Source organism: Geodermatophilus sp. SYSU D01106 (genome assembly GCF_054049995.1).
Genome location: NZ_JBJGYM010000018.1, coordinates 44,060 through 67,326 on the forward strand (window position 1 = coordinate 44,060; position 23,267 = coordinate 67,326).

A 23,267-nucleotide genomic window follows, 5' to 3' on the forward strand; every position below is an offset into this window, starting at 1 on the left:
TGGAGCGGGTGGTGCCGTCAGAGGTGGCGCGACAGCCGCCGTTCGGTGCGGTTGGTCAGCAGCCCGGCCGGGATGGTCACGGCCAGGTAGAGCAGGCCGGCGAGGACGAGGACGTCGAGGTAGCGGAAGGTGGCCGCACCGATCGAGTAGGCCTGGCTGAGCAGCTCGACGACCGAGATCGTGAAGGTCAGCGAGGTGGCCTGGAAGATCAGGATGGCGAAGCCCATGAGCGACGGGAGCGCGATCCGGACGCCCTGCGGCACGACGACGAAGCGCAGCGTGTCGCGGTGGGACATCCCGAGCGCGCCGGCCGCCTCGGTCTCGCCGGCCGGCACCGCCTGCAGGCCGCCGCGCAGGATCTCGCTGGTGTAGCCGGCGGTGGTGAGCGACAGGGCCGCCACCGCCGAGACGAAGGCCGTCAGCGACAGCCCCGCCGACGGCAGCCCGTAGTAGACGAACTGCAGCATCACCAGCGCCGGCGTCCCGCGCCCGATCTCGACCAGCGCGATCGCGGCCCAGCGCACCGCGCGGGTGCGTGAGGAGCTGAGCAGCGCGAGCACCAGCCCCAGGGGGATGCCCAGCAGCAGGCTGGCCGCGGTGAGCTCGACGCTGGTGACCAGCCCCTCCAGCAGACGGGGCAGCCACTCGCCCCACGAGGTGAGCAGCCCGGTCATCGCGCGACCCTCGCCCGCAGCCGGGCGTCCAGGCCCCGCGACAGCCAGGCCAGCGGCGCGCTGAGCAGGATGTACACCGCGGCGGCGACGAAGAACGGGGTGAGCCCGGCGCCCGTCGAGCGGGCGCTCTGCGTGGCGCGGAACAGGATCTCGCTGACCCCGATCGCCGAGACGATCGTGGAGTCCTTGAGCAGGCTGATCGCGTAGGTCGTCACGGCCGGCAGCGAGACCCGGAACGCCTGCGGCGCGACGACGCGGACGAGGGTGTCCGTGCCGCCCATGCCGAGCGCCGAGGCGGCCTCCCACTGGCCGGCGTGCACCGCCGACAGCCCGCCGCGGTAGATCTCGGCCAGGTAGCCGGCGGATATGACGCCCAGCCCGATGATCCCGGCCTCGATCGGCTCGAGCCTGATCAGGTCGCGGCCCAGGCCGAAGAAGATGAGGAACAGCCAGACGACCGGCGGGATGCCGCGCACGACGTCGATGACGACGCGGCCGAGCCAGCGCAGCGGGACCACCCGGGAGCGCCGGGCCGCCGCGAGCGGCACCGCCAGCACCGCGCCGAGGGCCAGCGCGGCGACCGTGACCAGCAGGGTGACCGGCACCCCGAGCAGCACCGCCTCGAGGACCTCCATCAGCGGTCGACCACCGCGCTGAGGAAGCGGCGGGCGCGCTCGGTGGACGGGCTGCGCAGCACCTGCTCCGGGGTGCCCTCCTCGAGGACCGCGCCGTCGGCCATGACCACGACGCGGTCGGCGACGTCGGCGGCGAAGTGGATCTCGTGGGTGACCACGACCATCGTCATGCCGTCGGCGGCGAGCTCCCGCATGACCGCGAGCACCTCGAGGCCCAGCTCCGGGTCGAGCGCGGAGGTCGGCTCGTCGAAGAGCATCACCTCGGGGTCGAGGGCCAGGGCGCGGGCGATGGCCACCCGCTGCTGCTGGCCGCCGGAGCAGCGGGAGGGGTAGGTGTCGGCCTTGGCGGCCAGGCCCACCCGCTCGAGCAGCTGCCGGGACCGCGCGTCGGCCTCGGCGCGGCTGCGGCCGAGCACCCGCTCCTGTGGCAGCGACACGTTGCGCAGCACGGTCATGTGCGGGAACAGGTTGAACGACTGGAAGACCATGCCGACACTGCGGCGCAGGGCGGCGAGGTCGCGGCCGGCCACCCCGGCGCCCGGCTCGACGGCGCGGCCGACCACCTCGACCCGGCCGGAGTCGGCCCGCTCGAGCAGGTTGATGCAGCGCAGCAGGGTGCTCTTGCCCGAGCCGCTGGGTCCGATGATCGCGACGACCTCGCCGCGGGCCACCGTCAGCGACACGTCCCTCACGACGACGAGGTCGCCGAACTGCTTGTGGATGCGGTCGAGCACGACGGCCGGCTCCTGCGCGACGGCGCTCACGCGGCTCCCTCCACGGCGGACAGGACGGCGTCGCGGACGGCGTCCACGTCGTCGTCGGTCATCGGGGTCGACAGGGCGAGCAGGCCGTTGGTGCCGGCCAGCACGCCGCGCTCGTACAGCCGCCACCAGGTGGCGCCGGGGTCGGGCAGCAGCAGGCGCACCAGCGAGCCCGAGCCGCTCACCGGGACCCCGCGTCCGGCCAGCTCCCCGCGCAGCCGGTCGCCGCGGGCGTTGAGCGCGGCCACCTCCGCCGCCCCGAACAGCCGCAGCGCGGCGGTGCCGGTGCGCATGGTCACCGGGTTGGCGCTGAAGGTGCCGCCCCAGCTGACCGGGCCGTCGGTGAGCGGGCTGAAGGAGTCGAGCACCTCGGTGCGCCCGCCGACGCCACCGACCGGGAAGCCGCCGCCGACGACCTTCCCGACGGTGACCAGGTCGGGCTCGAGGCCGTAGCGGGTGTGCAGTCCACCGACCTCCAGCCGCAGGGTGATGACCTCGTCGACGACGAGCAGCGCGCCGGCGCGGCGGGTGAGGTCGGCGGCCTGCTCGACGAACGCCGGGTCGGCCGGGCGCAGGCCCGCCCGGTTGGGCATGAGGTCGAGCAGGACGGCGGCGACCTCGCTCCCCCGGCTGCGCAGCAGGTCGGCGAGGGCGCCGGCGTCGCCCTGCGGGAGGGTGACCACCGAGTCGGCGACGCTGCCCGGGACGCCGGGGGCGGCCGGGTCGACGACGGCGTCGTAGGTGCCGTGGTAGCTGCCGGCGAAGCGGACCACCAGGTCGCGGCCGGTGGCCGCCCGGGCGCCCCGCAGCGCCATCATCACGGCCTCGGTCCCGGAGTTGCAGAACCGCCAGCTCGGCAGCCCGGTCCGCTCGCGCAGCAGCTCGGCGCACACCACCTCGGACTCCGTCGGCAGCCCGAAGGCCGAGCCGGCCGCCACCGCCTCGGTGGCCACCGCGACCAGCTCCGGGTGCGCGTGGCCGTGGATGAGCGCCGTGTAGTTGTTGTTGCAGTCGACGACCCGGTGGCCGGTGGCGTCGGTGACGACACAGCCGGCGCCGGACACCGCGTACGGCGGGTGCGGCGGCACGAACAGCGTGCTGCGGGTGTTGCCGCCCGGCATGACGCGGCGGGCGCGGTCCCGGAGCTCGGCGACCGTCACGGTGCCTCCTCGGTCGATGGGGGTCGGTGGGGTGGGTCGGTGGGGTGGGCCGGTCAGCCGGCGACGGTGCGCGACTGCTCGCGCATGAAGCCGGGCAGGTACCAGGGGCCGAGGCCGCCCTTGCCGGACGAGCCGCTGGCCTTCCAGCCGCAGAAGGACTGGATGCCGGGCCAGGCGCCGGTGGTCGCGCCGGCGCGGCGGTTGACGTAGACGACGCCGGCCTCGATCTCGTCGAGGAAGCGCTCCGTCTCCTCCTCGTCGCCGGTGAAGACCCCCGCCGACAGGCCGTAGTCGACGGCGTTGGCCTCCGCGATCGCCGCGTCGAAGCCGTCCACCGCGGTGACGGTGACGAACGGCGCGAACAGCTCCTCGCGGGTCAGCGGGTGGCCCGCCGGCAGGTCGGTGACGACGACCGGCCGGTAGAAGTTGCCGTCGAGTTCCGCGGCCCGCCCGCCGGTGACCACCCGGCCGTCGCGGGCGGCGGCGGCCAGGGCGTCGTCGATGCGGCGGCTGACGGCGTCGTCGGCGACCGGGCCCATGCCGGTACGCGGGTCGGCCGGGTCGCCGACGACGATCGCCTCGGCCGCGGCGGCCAGCTTCTCGAGCAACTCGTCGGCGACGCTGCGGTCGACCACCACCCGGCGGCAGGCGCTGCACTTCTGGCCCGACAGTCCGAAGGCGGAGCGGGCGATGCCGTGGGCGGCGTCGTCGAGGTCGGCGGTGGCGGTGACGATCGCGGGGTTGCTGCCGCCCATCTCGGCGAGCACCGGGCGGGCGTACGCGCCCTGGCCCAGCTCGCGCACCAGCTGCCAGCCGACGGCGGCCGAGCCCGTGAAGGCGATCCCGTCGACGGCGGCGCCGGCCAGCGCGCGGCCGGTGTCCGCGCCGCCGTGCACCACGTTCAGCACACCGGCCGGCAGCGCCGCGCCGAGCAGCTCCCACGCCAGCGCCGTGGAGCGCGGCGTCTTGTCCGAGGGCTTGGCCACGACGGTGTTGCCGGTGACCAGCGCGGCCGCCGCCATGTTGACGGCGAGGGCGACCGGGAAGTTGAACGGCGCGATGACGGCGAAGACGCCGAAGGGGCGCAGCACGTCGGTGTTGCGCTCGCCGGGACCCGACCGCAGCGGGGTGACGAAGCCGTCGTTGCGCTCCATCTCGGCGCAGTAGTGCTCGACGAGGTCGACGGCCTCCTGCGCCTCGGCCAGCGCCTCGAGCCGGGTCTTGCCGGTCTCGGCGGAGACGACGCCGGCGATCTCCACGGCGCGGTCGGCGAACCCGGCCTTCGCCGCGCGCAGGGCGGCGATCCGGTCGGCCGGGGACGTCGTCCGCCAGCCCCGGGCGGCGGCACGGGCGGCGGCCACGGCGTCGGCCACCACGGCGTCGTCGGCGGTGCGGGCGGTGGAGACCACGGTCCCGGGGGCACACGGGTCCTCGCGGGTGAAGGTCTCCCCGCGCCCGTCGGGCCGCCCGCCGATGACGTGGTCGAGCACGTCGGCGCCCTTCCGCGCCTCGGCGAGGGCGGCCTCGAAGCGCGCGTCGAGCGCGGCGTCGCCGAGGTCGGTCGATCCGTAGTCGAGCCTGGTGGTCACCGGGGACTCCTCAGTCGTCGGGTCGGGTCGGTCAGGGGGTCTGCGCGGAGGCGGGGCCGGCGGGGGCCCCGTCGGCGATGCGGGCCGGGTCCCAGCCCGGGTCGGTCGCGGCGAACGTCGGGTCGGCGGCGCCGGTCAGCGCCTCGGCGGCGACGCGGCCGATGGCCGGGGCGAGCTGGATGCCGTTGCCGCCGCCGCCCACCGCGCAGACGACGTCGGCGCGGGCGGGGTGGCGCCCGACGATCGGCCGGTGGTCGGGCGTCATCGGGTAGATGCCGGTCCAGCTGCGCCCGATGCCGGCGCCGTCGGTGTCGGCGAGGCGCTCGCCCATGCGCTCGACGAGCTCCTCGAGGAAGGCGTCGTCGACCCGGCCCAGCGGCACGTCGGGCGACACCGACTCGGCGACGGCCTCCTCCACGTGCAGGCCGGCGACGAGCTGGTCGGCGCGCTCGGAGCGGAAGTAGACGCCGGCCTGGCCGGAGCCGGGCACGTAGTCCATGACGAAGGGCAGCAGCGGGGTGAGCGGCGCGGCCAGCTCGACGGTCACCGCCCCGTGCAGCTGCGGCACCAGGGGCACCGGCGCGCCGAGCAGGTCGCCGACCACCCCGGCCCACGGCCCCGCGGCGTTGACGACGACGTCGGCCTCCACCGGCTCGCGGCCGGTGACCAGGCGCCAGCCGCCGCCGGGCAGGGACTCCGCGCCGACGAGCGGGGTGCCGGGGAGCACCCGGCCGCCGCGCTCGCGGATCAGCCGCGCGGCCAGCGTGCAGTACTCGTAGCCGTCGATGTGGCCGTCGGAGGGCCCGTACAGCCCGCCGGTGAGGTCGTCGACCACCAGCTGCGGCCAGCGCCGCGCGATCTCGGCGGCGTCGAGCACCTCGGCGTCGGGGACGCCGGCCTCGCGCTGCCGCCGCACGCTGCGCTCGTAGTCGGCGAGGTCGGCGCCGTCGTGGGCGGTGCGCAGGTAGCCGCCGCGGACGAACGTCAGCCCGTGGTCGCGCTCGACCGCGTCGTAGTACCGGCGGCCGTGCGCCCGGACGGCGATGTCGGGCACCTCGACGTACTGCGTCTCGACCATGCCGACCGACAGCCCGGAGGACCCGTCGCCGGGGTGGCGGGCGTCGAGGACGACGACGTCGCGCACGCCGAGCGCCTGGAGCTCCAGGGCGGTGGTCACCCCACACACCCCGGCTCCCACGACGGCGACCCGGACATCCCCCACGACGGCTCCCTGCTGTTGGTGGACCGCACTCCACGGACGGCGACCGGCCGGAGCCGGACGTCGTCTGGAGGCGGTGGACGGACCGCTGCGGAGGGTCCGGCAGGTGGCTCCCGCGGGCCCTCGCACGCCCTCCCGGGCGGCGCGGTGGCGAAAACCTACAGTCCTGACGTTTTAGAGGTCAACGGCTGTTCTGACGGTCGTTGCCGAGTCGTTGCGCGCGGCCCGCCGGGACCCGGCGGGCGGGGTGCCGGGTCAGGCGGGGGCGTCGGCCCCGGGGAGCAGCACCAGCGACCAGCCGCGGGCGCCGGCCGGGACCGCGGTGCCGGCCGGCGCTCCCGCGGCGGCGCGCGAGCGCGGGGTCAGCCGCAGGCCGGTGCTGAGGTCCGGCGCCGTCGAGGCGACGACGCGGCCGTCGGCGTTCACCAGGACGGCGTCCTGCGGCAGCTCGTCGAGCGCGTCGGTGAGCTCGCCGACGAAGCGGGCGGTGGCGACGTCGAGCGCCACGACCCCGATCGCCCGGCCGCCGGCCCGCAGCGGCAGGCCCGCGGTGATCGTGAGGTCGTCGGTGCCCCACGCGTCGATATAGGGGCCCGCGACGACGAACCCGCCGGTGGTGCGGGGCACCGAGAACCACTCGGCGTCCCGGTAGTCGTAGAAGGCGTCGGAGGTGGGGTTGAGGTCGTGCCGCTTCTCGCTCACCACGCCGTTGCGGCTGACCCACCAGACCATCGCGAAGGCCTCCCCCGCCTCCGCCGGGCTCTGCGCCACGCACCCGACGCCGGCCACCGACGGCGCCGCGCCGAGCGCCGCGGTGCAGTGCGGCGCCGCGACCTCGCGCAGCAGCGCGGTCAGCTCCCGGTAGCCGAGCGCGGGCACGTCGGCGCCGGCGGCGGCCAGGCCGGCCTCGACCGGCTCCCGCACCCCCTCCAGCAGGGCGGCCAGGCCGTCGAGGTGGGTGCGGACCCGCGTGACGGCCCGCGCCACCTCGGTCCCCTGGTCGACGTCGTCCTGCGTCACCGCGCCTCCCTCCCCGTCCCGGTGCCCGGCGCCGCCGTCCGGCTCCGCAGCCGGGACAGTCTGCGCGCGGTGTCGCTGGTCAGCTCGGTCACGACGCGGCGCGCCCGCTCGGCCTCGCCGGCGCGGACGCAGTCGGCGACCTCGGCCAGCCGCGTCCCGCCCTCGCGCCGGACGTCGGGGTCGGCGTACACGAGCGCGAGCATGGGGGCGTAGGTGACCTGCAGGTTGATCGCCTCGGTGCTCAGCCGGCGCGATTGGGCCGCGGCCGCGAGCGCGATGTGGAACCGGGCGTCGAAGCGGCGGGCGGTCGCCTCGTCCTCGGCGGCGGCCAGGCTGCCGGCCAGCGAGCCGAGGTGGCCGACGTCCTGGTCGGAGGCGCGCTCGGCGGCCAGCTCGGCGGAGGCGCCGGCGACGGCGGCCCGCCAGTCGGAGAGGTCGCGGAACTCCGGCGGGGGCATCGACGCCAGCAGCGCCGACGCGTGCGCGACGTGCAGCGACTCGGGCACCCGGACGAAGCTGCCGCCGCCGCGCCCGCGCCGGGTCTCGACGATGCCCTCCTCGCGCAGCGCCGCGAGCGCCTCCCGCAGGGTCCCCGGCGCGACGTTGAACTGGGCGGCGAGCTCGACCTCGGAGGGCAGCTGGGCGCCGTCGGCGAGCACACCGAGGGCGACGGCCGTGCGCAACCGGTTGACCACCGCCTCGGTCCGGCCGGGGGTGTCGAGCGGGCCGAAGAGCACGTCGCGGGTGAGCGTCGAGAGCACGTCGCGCATCCCGCCCCCTCCTCCGCCGCCGTCGGGCGGCACTCTACGAGCCGCCGTCGCCCCCGCCGTTCCGCGCCGTGCCAGGGTGGGCGCGTGGGCAGCCGCGACGACGACCTCCGCTACGGCGGCATCACGCTCCTCGCCTCCGCCGAGGGCGGCCGCTACCCGTGCGGCAACTCGCTGCTGGTCGCGGGCACCGAGGCGACGGCGCTCGTGGACCCGTCGATCGAGGTCGGCCGCCGCGGTGGCGCCGTCGGGCCGGTCGACCTGGCGTTCGTCAGCCACGGGCACGAGGACCACGTCGCGGGCCTGCACGTCTTCCCCGAGGTACCGGCGCACGCGCACCCGGCCGACGCCCCCGCGGTGCGCGAGACCGAGGCGCTGCTCGCCGGCTTCGGGATGGACGACGCGGCCGCCGACGTCTTCCGCGACGAACTGCGCACGGACTTCGGCATCACCGGGCACGCCGACGTCCGGGAGGTGACCGACGGCGACGTGATCGACCTCGGCGGGCGCACGCTGACCGTCGTCCACCTACCCGGGCACACCGCCGGGCACTGCGGGCTGCTCGTGGAGCCCGACGGCTTCCTGTTCATCGGCGACATCGACCTCACCGGCTTCGGCCCGTACTACGGCGACGTGAGCAGCGACCTCGACGCGCTGGAGGCCTCCTTCGACCGGCTCCGCGGCATCGAGGCCCGCTGGTACGGCACCGCGCACCAGAAGGGCGTCGTCGAGGGGCGGGAGGCGTTCCTCGCCGCGCTCGACACCTACGCGGGCGTCGTCGCCCGCCGCGACGAGACGCTGCTCGGCCTGCTCGCCGAGCGGCCGCGCACGGTGGCCGAGGTGGTCGAGCACCGGCTGGTGTACCGCCCGCACGTGCAGCTGCCGTTCGTGCCGACGGTGGAGCGGCGCACCGCCGAGCAGCACCTGGCCCGGCTGGAGCGCGCCGGGGTGGTGCGCGCCGAGGGCGGCACCTGGGCACTGGCCTAGACCGAGGCGACTCAGACCGGGGCGACTCAGACCGGGGCGACCTCGACGCGGCCGCGGCCGCCGCGCTTGGCCCGGTAGAGGGCACGGTCGGCGGCGGCGTAGAACTCGCGCATCCCGGGTGCCCGGCCGCCGGAGTGCGCCACGCCCACGCTCACCGACATGGCCAGCAGGCTCCCGTCGGGCAGCGTCAGCGGCGTCGACAGCACGCTCTCCAGCAGCGCCCCGGCGCGGTCGACCGCGACGTCGGCGCTGCAGCCGGGCAGCAGCACGGCGAGCTCGTCGCCGCCGAGCCGGGACAGCACGGCGTCGCCGGCGCGGATCTGCCGGCGGATGATCCCGGCGAGGTGGACCAGCGCGTCGTCGCCCACCGGGTGCCCGTGCACGTCGTTGATCTGCTTGAACGAGTCGACGTCGAGCAGCATGAGCGCGGTGCCCTCGGCCGGGCCCGCGCGGCGGCCGTCGAGCGCGACGGCGAGGGCGTCGTCGAAGACGCGGCGGTTGACCAGGCCGGTGAGGGTGTCCACGGTGGCCTGCTGCTCCAGCGCCTCGACCAGCCGCTCCTGCACCGACCCGGCCCGCTCGAGCATCGAGGCCACGACCGCGAGGACGACGCCCGTCAGCAGCACGTCGGACAGCGCGGTCTCCAGCGGCACCAGCAGCGGGACGACGAGGCCGTTGGCGAGCACCGCCGTCGTCGTCACCACCACGACGGCGGTGCGGCGCAGGTGCGAGGCGGCCCACAGCACCGGGAAGGCGAGGAAGGCCTGCGCGCCGGCCGAGGTGTCCTCGGTGATCCAGTTGAGCACGCAGACCATCGCCACCCCGGCGATCCCCACGGCGACGAAGACGCCGGCCCGGTCGAGCCGGCCGGGCTCGGTGCGGCGCACGACGGCGGCGAGGACGACGAGGAACGCGACGCCCGCCCAGGTGGCCCCGACGGTCACGGCGCTCGCCGCGTTGGCGCCGAAGGTGCTGACCACGGCCAGCACGACGGCGGACACGGCGATCATCAGCACGAGCGACCGCGCGGCGGCGCGCGGCTGCCGTGCGCGCAGTCCCCGGGCGATGGCCACACCTGGTCTTCGGCAGGTGGGGCCGCCGTCCTGAGCCGGGCCACCCCGAGGGGGGAGGTCAGTCCCGCGCGGGAGCGGGGACCTCCAGCTCGGCGAGCAGCCCGCGGACCCGGCGCTCGACCTCGTCGCGGATCGGCCGGACCGCCTCGACCCCCTGGCCGGCGGGGTCGTCGAGCGCCCAGTCGAGGTAGCGCTTGCCCGGGAAGACCGGGCAGGCGTCCCCGCAGCCCATCGTGACGACGACGTCGGAGGCCTCGACGGCGTCGGTGGTGAGGACCCGGGGGCGCTGGTCGGTGATGTCGATACCGGCCTCGGCCATCGCCTGCACCGCGGCGGGGTTGATCCGGTCGCCGGGCATCGAGCCGGCCGAGCGGACCTCGACGGCGTCGCCGGCGAGGTGTCGCAGCCAGCCGGCGGCCATCTGCGAGCGGCCGGCGTTGTGCACGCAGACGAACAGGACGCTGGGACGGGTCACGGGGTGCTCCTGACGGGGACGGTCGGGTCGCCGGGGAACCAGCGGGCGGCCCACAGGGAGACGTACACGAGCGCGACGAGGACGGGCACCTCGACGAGCGGGCCGACGACGCCGGCCAGGGCCTGCCCGCTGGTGACGCCGAAGGTGCCGATGGCGACGGCGATGGCCAGCTCGAAGTTGTTGCCGGCCGCGGTGAAGGCCAGCGTGGCCGTCCTCGCGTAGCCGAGGCGAAGCCGCATCCCGAGCAGGAACGACCCGCCGAACAGGAGGACGAAGTAGGCCAGCAGCGGCAGCGCGATGCGGGCGACGTCCCAGGGGCGCGACGCGATGGCGTCGCCCTGCAGCGCGAACAGCACGACGATGGTGAACAGCAGGCCGTAGAGCGCCACCGGGCCGATCCGCGGCAGGAAGCGCTGCTCGTACCAGGCGCGGCCGCGGGCCCGCTCCCCCAGCACGCGGGTGAGCGCACCGGCGGCCAGCGGGACGCCCAGGAAGACCAGGACCGAGACCACGATCGCCGCGACCGAGAACTCCGCCGACGTGGTGGGCAGGCCGAGCCAGCCGGGCAGCACCTGCAGGTAGAACCAGCCGAGCGCGCCGAAGGCGAGCACCTGGAACACCGCGTTGACGGCGACCAGCACGGCTGCGGCCTCGCGGTCGCCGCAGGACAGGTCGTTCCAGATCAGCACCATGGCGATGCAGCGGGCGAGGCCCACGACCACCAGGCCGGTGCGGTACTCGGGCAGGTCGGGCAGCAGCAGCCAGGCCAGCGCGAACATGACGGCCGGGCCGACCAGCCAGTTGAGCACCAGGCTCGCGGCGAGCAGCCTCCGGTCGCCGGCGACCCGGCCGAGCTCGGTGTACCGGACCTTCGCCAGCACCGGGTACATCATCAAGAGCAGGCCTGCGGCGATCGGCAGGCTGACCCCGCCGACCTCGACGGCCGCCAGGGCGTCGTCGAAGCCGGGCACCAGGCGGCCGAGCAGCAGGCCGGCGGCCATGGCGGCGAGGATCCAGACGGGCAGGAACCGGTCGAGGACCGACAGCCGCCGGAGCACCGGCGCCTCCGGCCCCGCGACCGGGGCCTCGCGGACGGCGTCGCTCACGCGGGGACCGCGGCGGCGTCGAACAGGCCGGCGACGGCGGCCAGCGCCTCCCGGCGGACGGCGTAGTACACCCACACGCCCCGCTTCTCGCGGTCGAGCAGGCCCGCGGTGTGCAGCACCTTGAGGTGGTGGCTGATCGTTGCCTGGGTCAGGTCGAAGGCGGCGTTGAGGTCGCAGACGCAGGCCTCGCCGGTGTCGCTGCCGGCGATGAGGCTGACCAGCCGCAGGCGCACCGGGTCGGCCAGCGCCTTGAGCAGCCCGGCCACCTCCTCGGCGCGCTCGGCGGACATGGCGGTGCCCGTCAGGGGCGTGCAGCAGGCCGCCGGGTCGCTCACGGGTCCTCCATCGACGTCGGTTACTTCGACGACCATCGTATTGACAGACGTCGATGTCAAGGCGCACGGTGGCCCGGACATCGACGAACGTCGATGTCTCCCGACCCGAGGAGGTCCCCGTGTCCCGGATCCAGCTCGCGCTGCGCGTCGCCGACCTCGACGCCGCCGTCGACTTCTACGGCCGCCTGTTCGGCACGCCGCCGGCCAAGCGCCGCCCGGGCTATGCCAACTTCGCCGTCGCCGAGCCGCCGCTCAAGCTCGTCCTGCTGGAGGGCGAGGGCGGGGAGCCCACCCGGCTCGACCACCTGGGCGTGGAGGTGGCGGACACGGCGGAGGTCACGGCCGCCACCGGCCGGCTCGCCGACGCCGGCCTCGCCACGCGCACCGAGGAGCAGACCACCTGCTGTTACGCGGTCCAGGACAAGGTGTGGGTGACCGCGCCCGGCGGCGAGCCGTGGGAGGTCTACACCGTCACCGCCGACGCCCGGCCCGACCTGGAGGGCGCGACGACGACCTCGTCCTGCTGCTGAGTCCTGCTGCTGAGTCCCGCTGCCGGGTCCCGCTGCCGGGTCCCGTCGCGGAGCTCAGCCGCCCGCCTCGGCGGCCGCCGTCCGCAGCGCCCCGCGCACCCGGTCGGCGAGGCCCGCCGGGCAGCCCGGGTCGACGACGACGTCGTCGGCACCCGCGGCGAGCAGCCGCGCCCGGGTCGCCCGGTCGGCCCGCGCGCACAGCACCAGGACGGCGGCACCGCCCGGGGGCCGCAGCGCGGCCGGCCGGGCGAGCGCGTCCTCGCCGCGGGCGGTGACCAGCACGACGGCGTCCGGCGGCTCGCCCGGCCCGGCCACGGCGAGGCCGGCGCGCACCAGGGCGCCGCGCACCGCCCGCCCGAGGGCGTCCTCGCCGGCGACGAGCTGCACGGTGGCCCGCCCGGACCGGCCCGGGCAGCCGGCGGCGGCCCGCACCGCGGCGCCGGCCGCGGCCACCGCGTCGTCGAGCGCGTCCAGCGGCACCGGGCGGGCCAGGTGGTGGCCCTGCAGGTGGTCCACGCCCAGCTCCAGCAGCCGGGTCGCCTGGTCCCGGGTCTCCACGCCCTCGGCGGTCACCTCGAGGCCGAGGTCGTGGGCGAGGGTGACCATCGCGGTGAGGATCGCGGCGTCCCCCGGGCCGGCGCCCATCTGCTGGACGAAGGTGCGGTCGACCTTGACGCCGTCGACAGGCAGGTCCTGCAGCCGGCCGAGGGAGGAGTAGCCGGTGCCGAAGTCGTCGATGGCCACCCGGATGCCCGCGGCGCGCAGCTCGGCGAGCTGGCCGACCACCCGCGGGCCGGCCTCGAGGAACAGCGTCTCGGTCACCTCCAGCAGCAGCTGCCGCGGGCCGACGCCGGTGCGCGCCAGGATGCCGAGCACCGTCGTCGCGAAGTCCGGCTCGCGCAGCTGCACCGGCGAGACGTTGACCGCCACCGAGCGGCCCGGGTCGGCCGCCAGCCACGGGGCGAGCCCCCGGCAGGCGGCCCGCAGCACCTGCTGGCCGAGGGTGCGCACCAGGCCGCTGCGCTCGGCGACCGGGAGGAAGTCGGCCGGCAGCGCCAGCCCGGACGGGCGCGGCCAGCGGACCAGCGCCTCGACCCGGGTGGCCGCGCGGGCGGTCACGTCGACCAGCGGCTGCAGGTGCACGACGAGCTCGTCGCGGTCGAGCGCCTGGCGCAGCCCGTTCTCGACGTCGGCGCGGGCGAGCACCGCCGTGGACATCGTCGGGTCGAACACCTCGTAGCGGCCCTTGCCGGCGCGCTTGGCCGCGTACATCGCGATGTCTGCCTGCTGCAGGAGCACGTCGGCGGGGACGGGCTCGCCGCCGGCCACCCGGGCCAGGCCGATGCTGCCGGTGGGCACGAGCTGCCGGTCACCGAACCGCACCGGGGTGTCCAGCGCCGCCCCGATCCGGCGGGCCACCTGCTCGCCGTGCGCGGCCTCGGCGAGCACGACGGCGAACTCGTCGCCGCCCAGGCGGGCCACGGTGTCCTCCGGGCGCACGCAGCGGGTCAGCCGCCCGGCGACCTCGACGAGCAGCCGGTCACCGACCTGGTGGCCGAGCACGTCGTTGACGTCCTTGAAGTCGTCGAGGTCGACCAGCAGCACGCTGACGCCGGCCGGGGAGCGGGCGTCGAGGGCGTGCTGCAGCCGGTCGGCGAACAGGGCGCGGTTGGCCAGGCCGGTGAGCGGGTCGGTGAAGGCCATCCGGCGCAGCTGCTCGGCGCGGGCGGCCAGCTCGGCCGTGGCGCGGGCGGCGGCCAGCTCGGCGAGCTTGCGCTCGGTGACGTCGGTGGCGGTGCCGTGCAGGCGCACCTCGGCGCCGTCGTCGTCGCGGACGACGGCGGCCCGGCAGCTCACCCAGCCGACGCTGCCGTCGGCGCGCAGCACCCGGTGCTCGAGCGCGTAGTCCTCCCGGCCGGCCCGGACGTCGGCGAGCATCTGCAGCAGCTCGTCGCGGTCGTCGGGGTGCACCCGCGCCAGGTAGCCCTCGACCGTGGGCTCCAGCGCGGCCGGCGGGATGCCGAAGATGCGGAACATGTCGTCGGACCAGACGACGACGTCGCTGCGCACGTCCCAGTCCCACCGGCCCAGGCGGGCCACCCGCTGGGCCTCCAGCAGCCGCCGCTCGCTCTCCTGCAGGCGGGCCTCGATCGCCACCCGCTCGGTGACGTCCTGCGCGGTGCCCACGAGCAGCAGCGGGCTGCCGTCCTCGCCGCGGGTCACCGAGCCGCGCGCCCGCACCCAGATGACGGCGCCGTCGCCGCACACGACGCGGTGGTCGAGGTCGAAGACCCCGCCGTCGGCGAGCGCCGCGAGGATGGCCCGCTCGGCCCGCGGGCGGTCGTCGGGGTGGACCATCTCCAGGCAGGTGGCGAAGGTCGGCGTGACCGAGGGGTCGAGGCGGTAGACGGCGCGGAGCTCGTCGCTGAACAGGACGGCGCCGGTGCGGACGTCCCACTCCCAGCTGCCGAGCGCGGCCAGCCGCTGGGCCTCGGCCAGCCAGCGGCGGCTGCGCTCCAGCGCCGCGGCGTCGTCCTCCCGCGCCTGCGTGCCGGCGTCCGGCACCGCTGCCCCGCTCATCGCACTCCCCGGCCCGCGGGGCCCGGTTCCCCCGCGGAGGGGCACACGCTAGGCGATGGACGGCGCACGGAGGGGAACCGGCGGCGCGAGCGGAGGGCGTGGGATTCGAACCCACGATGGGTGTGACCCCATAGCGGTTTTCAAGACCGCCGCCATCGGCCTCTAGGCGAGCCCTCCCGGCTGCATCGATGCGGTGTGACTGCATCGATGCCGTACTGACGTGCGCCCCGTGCGCTTCCCAGCCGCCCCCCTGGAGACCCCTTCGTGCCGTTGATCGATGGACGAGGAGCCACACGCTGGGTCTCATGCTACGGAGCCCCGCTGTTCGCGCAGCAGCGCCTCGCGACGGACGTCGGGGCCGGGGTCGATCGCCGCGGGGCCACCGCGAGCCGCGAGCTGCGCCGCGGGAGCGGCGGCGGCCGGGTCCGCAGCGACGGAGGGGCGGTCGACGGTCGTCCTCGCCGCTCCTGACCGGTGCACGAGCCACCCGTGAACTCCTGGCCGTGGCGCCGGTCCCGCGTGCTCGAGCGGGCCTCGACCCGGAGTCCCCACAGGCGTCGCACGCCTTCCGCGCACCGATCGGAGGAGTCCGGTTGGCGACATAGCCAAACAGGGTTTGGCTATGTCATAGTGGCCTTCGGACCGAACACCTCAGGAGGACGTCATGACCACCACGCTCACCGGGACCGCCGCGCTCGTCACCGGCGCCAGCAGCGGGATCGGGGCCGCCACGGCGCTGGCGCTGGCCACTCGGGGCGCCGACGTGGCGCTCGTCGCGCGCCGCCGGGACCGCCTGGAGGAGATCGCGGAGCAGGTCCGTGCGCTCGGCAGCAAGGCCGAGGTCGTCGAGGCCGACATCACCGACCGCGCCCAGGCCGCCGCTGCCGTCGAGCAGACCGTGGCCGCCTTCGGGCGACTGGACACCCTGGTCAACAACGCCGGGGTGATGCTGCTCGGATCGATCGAGGGCGCGCCGGTCGACGAGTGGGACCGGATGATCGCGATCAACCTGCAGGGGCTGCTGTACGCCTCGCACGCCGCACTGCCGCACCTGCTCGAGGCCGCGGCCGGCCCCCGGCGCACCGCTGACATCGTCAACGTCAGCTCCGAGGCCGGCCGGTCGGCGGCGCTGGGGATGGGCGTCTACAACCTCACCAAGCACGGCGTGGGCGCCTTCGCGGAGTCGCTGCGCCTGGAGGTGTCCAGCCGCAACGTGCGGGTCTCGTTGATCGAGCCCGGCCCCGTGGGCACCGAGTTGTTCACCCACATCCGCCCCGAGGTGCTGGAGGCGGCGAAGGAGTCCATCGCGGCCACGGCGCTGCTGCAGGCCGAGGACGTGGCGGACTCGATCGCCTACGTCGTCTCCCGCCCCCGGCACGTCGCGATCAACGAGCTGCTGCTGCGCCCGCACGCAGCCTGACGCAGGTGGGCCGACCCCGGGGTGGGCCCACCTGCACCTGGCGCGGCGACGCCGCCGCACTCCGCGAGGCGCGGGTGGGCCGACTCGAGGTCGGCCCACCGGCGCCCGCTCCCAGGCCGACGTCCACTGCCACCCAGGCGTGCCCGACGGAGGGACCCGCGCAGGCCCACCGGCCGGCCAGGCGACGGCCGGTCACGCACCGCCGGCACCTCCGCGGCCCACCGGGCCACGAGGACGACCCACCTGCTGCACCGGGACGACCTCCTCCCCGTCCGGCGCATCCTGCGCCGACACGGTGGAGGCCGCGACCCACCGGGCCGGCTGCAGGGCGGTCCGCAGGACCCGTCCCGCAGGCGGGGGTCCCTCAGTCGACCTCGCGGGCCCCCTCGGCACCACCAGCCGGGGCAGCGGCCTTGCGTGCCCTCGCCCGACGGAGGTTGACCGTGTTCCCACACGTCCTGACGTCGTGCCAGCGGCGGCTGCCGTTGCGCGACTCGTCGTGGAAGGCCGCGCCGCACTCGGGGTTGGCGCACACCTTCAACCGTCGGAGCGCATCAGTGCGGGAAGCCAGCAGCAGCTCGAGCACGACGACCGCCTGCAGTCCCGCGGCCCCGGGCCCACGCGGTGCGTAGGTGATGCCCCGGTCCGAGGTCAGGCCGAGGGACATCGTCGAGGACGCCCGGGACTGCTGCCCGCGGAGCCAGCCGTCCACCACCTCACGGAACTCGCGCAGGCGCGGCAGGTCGCGGTCGCCGAGGGACAGGTGGGGGTCCGCCTGCCCCGTCCTGGCCGACCACTCGGCCATCGTGGTGTCGAGCCAGTCCTGCGCCGCCCCCGCCTCCAGCAGGGGATCGTCCGCCGCTCCCCTCGGGACGCCGGTGTTCACCAGCTCCTGGGCGACGAAGAGTCCCCCGGGCGCGAGTGCGAGGCCGTAACGGCTGGTCATCGTCTCGGCCGCTCCGCCCATGCCCTCATCGTAACCGGCCCGTCAACGCAGGTGTACGCGGTTGGGTTGCTTCACGCACGACGCGGCACCCGGGCAGTGGGGACCTCCGGCCGGGCGTACGGCAGACGACGCCCGGGCGCGGGCATGTCCGCGGTGCCCGCGGTGTTGACCCGGAGTTGCCCCGCGAACGACCCGAGGACCCCTCCTGACCGACACCGCTCCCCAGCCGTCCACCGCCCGCCGCCGGGTGCGGCGCCCCGACGCCGACCGCCCGCCCGTCCGGACCGCGTACGACACGCACGACACGTACGACCCCGGCGACCGCGCCGCCGCCCGCGCCGCCGAGCGTGCCGCCGAGCGGGAGGCCGCCCGCGCCGAGCGGGCCGCCCAGCAGCGCTGGGTCGAGGCCACCGCGCCGGACCTCCCCGTGCGCGCCACCCCGCCGCAGCGCGTGGTGTTCCACCTGGGCCCCACCAACTCCGGCAAGACGTACGAGTCGCTGCAGGCGCTGGCCGCCGGCGGGTCCGGTGTCTACGCCGCGCCGCTGCGCCAGCTGGCGCACGAGGCCTACGCCAAGCTCTCCGCGCTGCTGCCCGAGGGCACCGTCGGCCTGTCCACCGGCGAGGAGGAGATCGACCCGGGCGCGCCCGTCCTGTGCTGCACCGTCGAGAAGGCCCCGATGGCCGGCGAGATGCTCGTGCTCGACGAGTCGCACTGGGTCGCCGACCCCGACCGCGGCCACACCTGGGCGCGGCTCCTGCTCACCGGCGCGTACCGGGAGATGCACCTGATCGCCGCGGCCGAGGCGCACCCGCTGCTCGCGCCGCTGGTCGCCGACGCCGACGACGTCGAGGTCGTGCACCACCGGCGGCTGTCGCGGCTCGACGTCCTGCGCGCCCCGGTCCGCACCACCGGCGTCCGGCCGCAGACGCTCGTCGTCGCCTTCTCCCGCAAGACCGTCTACGCCGTCGCCGCCGAGCTCGACCGGCACCGGCCCGGCAAGGTCGGCGTCCTCTACGGCGCGCTGCCGCCGGCCACCCGCCGCGAGGTCATCGAGCGGTTCACCACCGGCGAGCTCGACGTCCTGGTGACCACCGACGTCATCGGCCACGGCATCAACGTGCCGGCCACCACCGTGCTGTTCGCCGAGACGACGAAGTTCGACGGCACCGAGCTGCGGCCGCTGCGCAGCTGGGAGGCCGCGCAGATCGCGGGGCGCGCCGGCCGCTACGGCCTCACCGGGCACGGCACCGTCGGGATCCTCACCGGCGTGCGCGGTCTCAAGCCGTCGGCCGCGCTGGTGTCCCTCGGCGCCGAGGTGGCCCGCGGCGACCGGCCGAGCGACCTGCCCGGGCGCATGCCGCGGCTGCGACCCGAGCTCGACGACCTCGGGGCGCTCGAGCCCGTCGACCTGCCCGAGGCGCTGGTCCGGTGGCAGGCGTGGGCCCGCGCGGCCACCCGCGACCAGGCCGTCGCGCCCGACGACGTCACCGCCCTCGTGCTGCGGGTGCAGGCGCTGCTGCCCCTGCTGCGCGGCCCGCTCGGCGCGGCCGGCGACCTGCACACCGTCTGGCGGCTGGTCCGCCTGCCCATCGACTACGAGCCGCCGCGGCGCACCCGCTGGCTGCTGCTCGCCCGCGCGGCCCTGCGGCACGCCGTCGGCCTGCCGGTCCGGCCGGAGGTCGTGCTGCCCGACGTGCCGGTCGGCGGCAGCGTCGAGGAGTTCGAGCAGGCCGCCGCGGCCGCCCGCGACGCCCAGACGCTGCTGCGCCAGTTCCCCGGCGTCGCCGGGCTGGACGGCGACGACGCCGCCTGGGTCGAGGAGGAGTGCGCGGAGGCCATCAGCGAGCTGCTGCCCGACGCCATCGCGGTCAGCCGGTCGTCGGCGTGCGTGGAGTGCGGGACGCCGATCGCGCCGTGGTTCTCCACCTGCCGCCCGTGCAGCGCCCCGCGCGGCCGCGGCTCCGACGGGCATCCCCGCGCCGGCGGCCGGGACTCCCGGCGGGCGCCCCGCTCGGGCTCCCGGCAGGGCCGGCGGCCCACCCGCAGCGGCCGCGGCTGACCTCGGGCTGCGGCCGCCCACGGGGGCGGCCGCAGCCGGGCGGTCAGGCCTCCGGCGGCTCGCCGCGGGAGAGCAGCCGGTCGTACACGAGTGCGGCGAGGACGCCTCCCACCACCGGGGCCAGCAGGTAGATCCACAGCGGCCCGACCTGGCCGGCCAGCAGGTTGGGGCCGAAGGCGCGCGCGGGGTTCACCGCGCCGCCGGTGAGCCCGCCGACGGCGAAGATGCCGGCCGCCAGGGCGGACCCGACGGCGACCGGGGCGATCGCGGACTCGGCGCGGTCGTCGGTGGCCACCGACACCACGACGAGCACCAGCACGAACGTCACCAGCGCCTCGGCCAGGAACGCCTGGCCGGCCGAGACGCCCTCCTGCGGCGTCGTGGCGCCGAGCAGCCCCTCCTCGCGCGCCGCGCTGCCGTAGACCGCCCACGTGGCGGCCGCGCCGAGCAGACCGCCGAGCAGCTGCGCGACGACGTAGACCCCGGCGGCCGGCCACGGGAAGCGCCGCGTCACGGCCAGCCCCAGCGTCACGGCGGGGTTGAGGTGACAGCCCGAGACGTGCCCGAGGGCCGCGGCCAGCGCCACCAGCGTCACCCCGAAGGCCAGCACCACGCCGACCAGCTCGAAGAGGCTGTTGCCGGTGGCCGGGCCCGCGACCACGGTGCTCGTCCCGACGAACACCAGGATCGCCGTCCCGATCACCTCGGTGAGCGCCGCGCGCCCCAGCCGGTCCCCGATCCTGCTGCCGTAGAGGCCGGTGGACCCGACCCTCGAGGTCGTCCTGTTCGACGCCATCCCGCTCCCCGTTCCCGGCGGCGCCCCCGCGCCGCCTGATCCGGGGGCCACTAGCCGGGTGGCCTTATCGGCAAACGGACGGTCGCGTACCGCCAGGTCAGCGCGCCGGGTCCCCGGCGTCGGCCGGGGCGGCGGGGTCCTCCCGCCGCACGGGCGTCCCGACGACGCCGTGCAGGTGGCAGGCAGCCACGTGCCCGGGAGCGGAGCCCACCGCCTGCAGGGCCGGGTCGACGTCGGGGCAGGGCTCGAACACGTCGGGGCAGCGGGTCCGGAACCGGCAGCCGCTGGGCACCCGGGCCGGCGAGGGGACGTCGCCGCGCAGCACGATCCGCTGCCGGGAGCGCTCCAGCGCCGGGTGCGGCAGCGGCACCGCCGACAGCAGCGCCCGCGTGTAGGGCATCTGCGGCTCCGCGGCGACGGCGGTCGCCGGCCCCACCTCGACCACCCGGCCCAGGTACATGACCGCGATCCGGTCGGAGACGTGCCGCACCGCCGACAGGTCGTGGGAGATGAACAGCAGCGTGAGACCGAGCTGCCGCTGCAGCCGGCGCAGCAGGTTGAGCACCTGCGCCTGGATGCTGACGTCGAGGGAGGCGATCGCCTCGTCGCAGACCAGGAAGTCCGGCTCCCCGGCCAGCGCCCGGGCGATGCCGACCCGCTGCCGCTGGCCGCCGGAGAACTCGTGCGGGTACCGGGAGGCGACGGCGGGGTCGAGCCCGACCAGCTCCAGCAGCTCCCGCACCCGCGCGGCGCGGGCCTGCCGGCCGGGGTGCAGGCGGTGCACCTCCAGCGGCTCGGACACCGTCTGGGCCACCGTGCGCCGCGGGTCCAGCGAGGCGAACGGGTCCTGGAAGACCATCCCCGCCCGCCGCCGCAGGTCGCGCAGCTGCCGGCGGCCCATCGCGGTGACGTCGAGGCCGTCGAAGGTGACCGTGCCGCCGGTGGGCGGGACCAGCCGCAGCAGCGCGTTGCCCAGCGTGGACTTGCCGCAGCCGGACTCCCCCACCAGGCCGAGCGTCTCGCCGCGGTAGACGTCGAGGTCGACGCCGTCGACGGCGCGCAGCGCGCCCGTCGTCCGCCGCAGCGGGCCGCCCGACCGGACCGGGAAGTGCACCTCCAGCCCCCGGGCGGAGACGAGGACGTCGCGCTGCGCCGGCCCCGGCGCGGACCCCTTGTCCAGGAAGACCGAGCTCACCGCACGCTCCCCTCCGTGCACCAGGTGGCCGCGCGGTGCGGCAGCCCCTTCGACAGCCCGGCGCCGACCACCTGCAGCGGGGGCTGCTCGGTCTCGCAGCGGGCGTCGCCGCGCACCGGGCAGCGCGGCCAGAAGACGCAGCCGGCCGGCAGGTCGGTGGGCGCCGGCGGCGTGCCGGGGATGGTGGCGAGGTCGCCGCCGTCGCCGGCGGCCAGGTCCGGCAGCGCCCCGAGCAGGCCGCGCGTGTAGGGGTGCGCGGGCCGCTCCAGGACGTCGTCGACCGTGCCGTCCTCCACGCAGCGCCCGCCGTACATGACCAGCACCCGGTCGGCGATGCCGGCGACGACGCCGAGGTCGTGGGTGATCCAGATGACGCCGGTGCCGTGGTCGGCCTGCAGCGACTCCACCAGGTCGAGGATCTGCGCCTGCACCGTGACGTCGAGCGCGGTGGTGGCCTCGTCGGCGATCAGCAGCGCGGGGCTGTTGCTGAGCGCGATCGCGATGACCACCCGCTGCCGCATGCCGCCGGACAGCTCGTGCGGATAGCGGTCGAGCGCGCCCTGCGGGTCGGGCAGACCCACCTCGGCCAGCAGCCCGGCCGCCCGCTCGCGCGCCGCGGCCTTCGACACCTCGCCGTGCGCGCGGATCCCCTCGACCAGCTGCCGGCCGACGGTCAGCACGGGGTTGAGCGAGGTCATCGGGTCCTGGAACACCATGCCGACGCCGGGGCCGCGCACCTGCCGCAGCCGCTCGGGCGACATGGTGAGCAGGTCCTCGCCGTCCAGGCGCGCGCTGCCGGTCACCGTCGCCACCCGCTCGGGGAGGAGGCCGAGCAGCGCCAGCACGGAGACGCTCTTGCCGCTGCCGGACTCCCCGACGACGGCGACCGTCTCGCCGCGGCCCACCGTGTAGCTCAGCCCGTTGACCACCGCGGCCGGGCCGCGCGGGGTGCGCAGCCGCACGCGGAGGTCCTCGACCTCCAGGAGGGGGGCGGTCACCGTCCACCTCCGGCCATGAGGGTGCGCTGGCGCGGGTCGAGGACGTCGCGCAGGCCGTCGCCGAGCAGGTTGAAGCACAGCACGGTCAGGAAGATCGCCATCCCGGGGAAGAAGGCCAGCCACCAGGCGATGTCGATGAACCCACGGCCCTCGGCGAGCATCAGCCCCCAGGAGGGGTTCGGCGGCTGGGTGCCCAGGCCGAGGAAGGACAGCGCCGCCTCCGCCAGCACGGCGAACGCGAGGCTGATCGAGGTCTGCACGATGATCGGCGGAGCGGCGTTGGGCAGCACGTGCCGGGTGAGCAGCCGCCAGTCCGAGGCGCCCACCGAGCGCGACGCCCGCACGTAGACCTCCTCGCGCACGCCGAGGACGCTCGCCCGCGTCACCCGGGCGAAGACCGGGACGTAGACGATCCCGATGGCCAGCGCGGTGTTGCCCGCCCCCGGCCCGCGCACGGCGAGCACCGCGATCGCCAGCAGGACGGCGGGGAAGGCGAACAGGACGTCCATGAACCGCATGAGGACGTCGTCCACCCAGCGGCCGTAGAAGCCGGCCAGCAGCCCGACGAGCGCGCCGACGACGAGCGCGAACGCGACGGCGAGGAACCCGACGCGCAGCGAGACACCGGCCCCCAGGACCACCCGGCTCAGGATGTCGCGGCCGAGGTCGTCGGTGCCGAAGGGGTGCGCCCAGCTCGGCGCCTGCAGCCGGTCGTCGACCGAGATCTCGTTCGGCCCGTCGGGCGCGACGGTCTCGTCGAACACCGCCATGAGCACGAGCAGCACGAGGACGGCGGCCGCGATCGCCGCCGTCGGGTTGCGGGCGAGCAGGCCGAGGGTCTCCCGCCACCGCGGCCGGGGTGCCCGCTGCATGGACCGGACGCCGGCGTCGGTGGCGGTCGGGGAGGCTGCCGGCTCGGGCAGCGGGGCGCCGGTCATG

22 protein-coding genes and 1 tRNA gene are annotated in these 23,267 nt (G+C 76.2%); 4 read left to right on the forward strand and 19 right to left on the reverse strand.

The window, feature by feature from the left end; genetic code table 11:
• Nucleotides 1-17: 17 nt before the first annotated feature.
• The 8 genes from ACI78R_RS17575 to ACI78R_RS17610 all read right to left on the reverse strand — a co-directional run bounded on the left by ACI78R_RS17575 (nucleotide 18) and on the right by ACI78R_RS17610 (nucleotide 7,828).
• Nucleotides 18-674, reverse strand: coding sequence for an amino acid ABC transporter permease (locus ACI78R_RS17575; protein WP_073417922.1), 657 nt, complete (start codon nucleotides 672-674; stop codon nucleotides 18-20).
• A complete protein-coding gene (locus ACI78R_RS17580; protein ID WP_083628114.1) occupies nucleotides 671-1,309 on the reverse strand; it encodes an amino acid ABC transporter permease in 639 nt (212 codons plus the stop codon). The genes ACI78R_RS17575 and ACI78R_RS17580 overlap by 4 nt, the downstream gene beginning before the upstream one ends.
• Nucleotides 1,309-2,073, reverse strand: a complete 765-nt coding sequence (locus ACI78R_RS17585) for an amino acid ABC transporter ATP-binding protein (protein WP_073417918.1) — start codon at nucleotides 2,071-2,073, stop codon at nucleotides 1,309-1,311. Before ACI78R_RS17585 ends, ACI78R_RS17580 begins: the two co-directional genes overlap by 1 nt.
• Nucleotides 2,070-3,230, reverse strand: coding sequence for an aminotransferase class III-fold pyridoxal phosphate-dependent enzyme (locus ACI78R_RS17590; RefSeq protein WP_457041656.1), 1,161 nt, complete (start codon nucleotides 3,228-3,230; stop codon nucleotides 2,070-2,072). Before ACI78R_RS17590 ends, ACI78R_RS17585 begins: the two co-directional genes overlap by 4 nt.
• A gap of 53 nt (nucleotides 3,231-3,283) precedes the next feature.
• On the reverse strand, nucleotides 3,284-4,819 hold the full coding sequence (locus tag ACI78R_RS17595; RefSeq protein WP_457041657.1) for an aldehyde dehydrogenase family protein: 1,536 nt from the start codon (nucleotides 4,817-4,819) through the stop codon (nucleotides 3,284-3,286).
• Nucleotides 4,820-4,850: 31 nt separating this feature from the next.
• Complete coding sequence (locus ACI78R_RS17600) at nucleotides 4,851-6,167, reverse strand: NAD(P)/FAD-dependent oxidoreductase (protein ID WP_457041658.1); 1,317 nt, start codon at nucleotides 6,165-6,167, stop codon at nucleotides 4,851-4,853.
• A gap of 126 nt (nucleotides 6,168-6,293) precedes the next feature.
• Nucleotides 6,294-7,058, reverse strand: coding sequence for a cache domain-containing protein (locus ACI78R_RS17605; RefSeq protein ID WP_457041659.1), 765 nt, complete (start codon nucleotides 7,056-7,058; stop codon nucleotides 6,294-6,296).
• On the reverse strand, nucleotides 7,055-7,828 hold the full coding sequence (locus ACI78R_RS17610) for a FadR/GntR family transcriptional regulator (RefSeq protein WP_073417910.1): 774 nt from the start codon (nucleotides 7,826-7,828) through the stop codon (nucleotides 7,055-7,057). Before ACI78R_RS17610 ends, ACI78R_RS17605 begins: the two co-directional genes overlap by 4 nt.
• A gap of 84 nt (nucleotides 7,829-7,912) precedes the next feature.
• Here ACI78R_RS17610 and ACI78R_RS17615 point away from each other — a divergent pair, with 84 nt between their 5' ends.
• Nucleotides 7,913-8,812 (forward strand): MBL fold metallo-hydrolase, encoded by a 900-nt coding sequence (locus ACI78R_RS17615; protein WP_457041660.1) that lies wholly within the window; start codon nucleotides 7,913-7,915, stop codon nucleotides 8,810-8,812.
• A gap of 26 nt (nucleotides 8,813-8,838) precedes the next feature.
• Here the strand turns inward: ACI78R_RS17615 and ACI78R_RS17620 are convergent, their stop codons facing one another.
• From ACI78R_RS17620 to ACI78R_RS17635, 4 genes are read right to left on the reverse strand one after another with little or no spacing between them, the layout of a single operon-like run.
• The gene (locus tag ACI78R_RS17620; protein ID WP_457041661.1) at nucleotides 8,839-9,885 is read right to left on the reverse strand and encodes a GGDEF domain-containing protein; all 1,047 of its coding nucleotides are present in this window, start codon (nucleotides 9,883-9,885) and stop codon (nucleotides 8,839-8,841) included.
• A 58-nt stretch (nucleotides 9,886-9,943) separates the two neighbouring features.
• Entirely contained in the window at nucleotides 9,944-10,360 is a 417-nt protein-coding gene (locus ACI78R_RS17625) for an arsenate reductase ArsC (RefSeq protein ID WP_457041662.1), read from the reverse strand.
• Nucleotides 10,357-11,466: an ACR3 family arsenite efflux transporter gene (gene arsB, locus ACI78R_RS17630; RefSeq protein WP_457041663.1), complete on the reverse strand. Its 1,110-nt coding sequence runs from the start codon at nucleotides 11,464-11,466 to the stop codon at nucleotides 10,357-10,359. The genes ACI78R_RS17625 and arsB overlap by 4 nt, the downstream gene beginning before the upstream one ends.
• The gene (locus tag ACI78R_RS17635) at nucleotides 11,463-11,801 is read right to left on the reverse strand and encodes an ArsR/SmtB family transcription factor (protein WP_245794219.1); all 339 of its coding nucleotides are present in this window, start codon (nucleotides 11,799-11,801) and stop codon (nucleotides 11,463-11,465) included. Before ACI78R_RS17635 ends, arsB begins: the two co-directional genes overlap by 4 nt.
• A 119-nt stretch (nucleotides 11,802-11,920) precedes the next feature.
• Here ACI78R_RS17635 and ACI78R_RS17640 point away from each other — a divergent pair, with 119 nt between their 5' ends.
• A complete protein-coding gene (locus tag ACI78R_RS17640; RefSeq protein WP_073417900.1) occupies nucleotides 11,921-12,331 on the forward strand; it encodes an ArsI/CadI family heavy metal resistance metalloenzyme in 411 nt (136 codons plus the stop codon).
• Nucleotides 12,332-12,385: 54 nt separating this feature from the next.
• Here ACI78R_RS17640 and ACI78R_RS17645 read toward each other — a convergent pair whose 3' ends face one another.
• Nucleotides 12,386-14,911: a putative bifunctional diguanylate cyclase/phosphodiesterase gene (locus ACI78R_RS17645; RefSeq protein ID WP_457041664.1), complete on the reverse strand. Its 2,526-nt coding sequence runs from the start codon at nucleotides 14,909-14,911 to the stop codon at nucleotides 12,386-12,388.
• Between the two features lie 90 nt (nucleotides 14,912-15,001).
• Nucleotides 15,002-15,088, reverse strand: a tRNA-Ser gene (locus tag ACI78R_RS17650).
• Nucleotides 15,089-15,575: 487 nt separating this feature from the next.
• Here ACI78R_RS17650 and ACI78R_RS17655 point away from each other — a divergent pair.
• Nucleotides 15,576-16,331, forward strand: coding sequence for an SDR family NAD(P)-dependent oxidoreductase (locus tag ACI78R_RS17655; RefSeq protein ID WP_457041665.1), 756 nt, complete (start codon nucleotides 15,576-15,578; stop codon nucleotides 16,329-16,331).
• A gap of 364 nt (nucleotides 16,332-16,695) precedes the next feature.
• Here the strand turns inward: ACI78R_RS17655 and ACI78R_RS17660 are convergent, their stop codons facing one another.
• Entirely contained in the window at nucleotides 16,696-17,298 is a 603-nt protein-coding gene (locus ACI78R_RS17660; RefSeq protein WP_457041666.1) for a CGNR zinc finger domain-containing protein, read from the reverse strand.
• Nucleotides 17,299-17,524: 226 nt separating this feature from the next.
• Here ACI78R_RS17660 and ACI78R_RS17665 point away from each other — a divergent pair, with 226 nt between their 5' ends.
• Nucleotides 17,525-19,339 (forward strand): helicase-related protein, encoded by a 1,815-nt coding sequence (locus tag ACI78R_RS17665; RefSeq protein WP_457041667.1) that lies wholly within the window; start codon nucleotides 17,525-17,527, stop codon nucleotides 19,337-19,339.
• A gap of 43 nt (nucleotides 19,340-19,382) precedes the next feature.
• On the opposite strand, the gene ACI78R_RS17670 is transcribed toward ACI78R_RS17665, so the two are convergent.
• The 4 genes from ACI78R_RS17670 to ACI78R_RS17685 form a co-directional block, all read right to left on the reverse strand.
• Nucleotides 19,383-20,135 carry an MIP/aquaporin family protein gene (locus tag ACI78R_RS17670; RefSeq protein WP_457041668.1) on the reverse strand — a complete coding sequence of 251 codons (753 nt, stop codon included), beginning with the start codon at nucleotides 20,133-20,135 and terminating at the stop codon, nucleotides 19,383-19,385.
• 97 nt (nucleotides 20,136-20,232) lie between these two features.
• Entirely contained in the window at nucleotides 20,233-21,330 is a 1,098-nt protein-coding gene (locus ACI78R_RS17675) for an ABC transporter ATP-binding protein (RefSeq protein WP_457041669.1), read from the reverse strand.
• Nucleotides 21,327-22,328, reverse strand: coding sequence for an ABC transporter ATP-binding protein (locus ACI78R_RS17680; protein WP_457041670.1), 1,002 nt, complete (start codon nucleotides 22,326-22,328; stop codon nucleotides 21,327-21,329). Before ACI78R_RS17680 ends, ACI78R_RS17675 begins: the two co-directional genes overlap by 4 nt.
• A complete protein-coding gene (locus ACI78R_RS17685) occupies nucleotides 22,325-23,266 on the reverse strand; it encodes an ABC transporter permease (RefSeq protein ID WP_457041671.1) in 942 nt (313 codons plus the stop codon). The genes ACI78R_RS17680 and ACI78R_RS17685 overlap by 4 nt, the downstream gene beginning before the upstream one ends.
• Nucleotide 23,267: the final 1 nt, after the last annotated feature.

Coding starts and splice junctions, on each gene's coding strand:
- ACI78R_RS17575 (WP_073417922.1), bottom strand. CDS start 674: ATGACCGGGCTGCTCACCTCGTGGGGCGAGTGGCTGCCCCGTCTGCTG.
- ACI78R_RS17580 (WP_083628114.1), bottom strand. CDS start 1,309: ATGGAGGTCCTCGAGGCGGTGCTGCTCGGGGTGCCGGTCACCCTGCTG.
- ACI78R_RS17610 (WP_073417910.1), bottom strand. CDS start 7,828: ATGCGCGACGTGCTCTCGACGCTCACCCGCGACGTGCTCTTCGGCCCG.
- ACI78R_RS17645 (WP_457041664.1), bottom strand. CDS start 14,911: ATGAGCGGGGCAGCGGTGCCGGACGCCGGCACGCAGGCGCGGGAGGAC.
- ACI78R_RS17655 (WP_457041665.1), top strand. CDS start 15,576: ATGACCACCACGCTCACCGGGACCGCCGCGCTCGTCACCGGCGCCAGC.
- ACI78R_RS17660 (WP_457041666.1), bottom strand. CDS start 17,298: ATGGGCGGAGCGGCCGAGACGATGACCAGCCGTTACGGCCTCGCACTC.
- ACI78R_RS17670 (WP_457041668.1), bottom strand. CDS start 20,135: ATGGCGTCGAACAGGACGACCTCGAGGGTCGGGTCCACCGGCCTCTAC.
- ACI78R_RS17685 (WP_457041671.1), bottom strand. CDS start 23,266: ATGACCGGCGCCCCGCTGCCCGAGCCGGCAGCCTCCCCGACCGCCACC.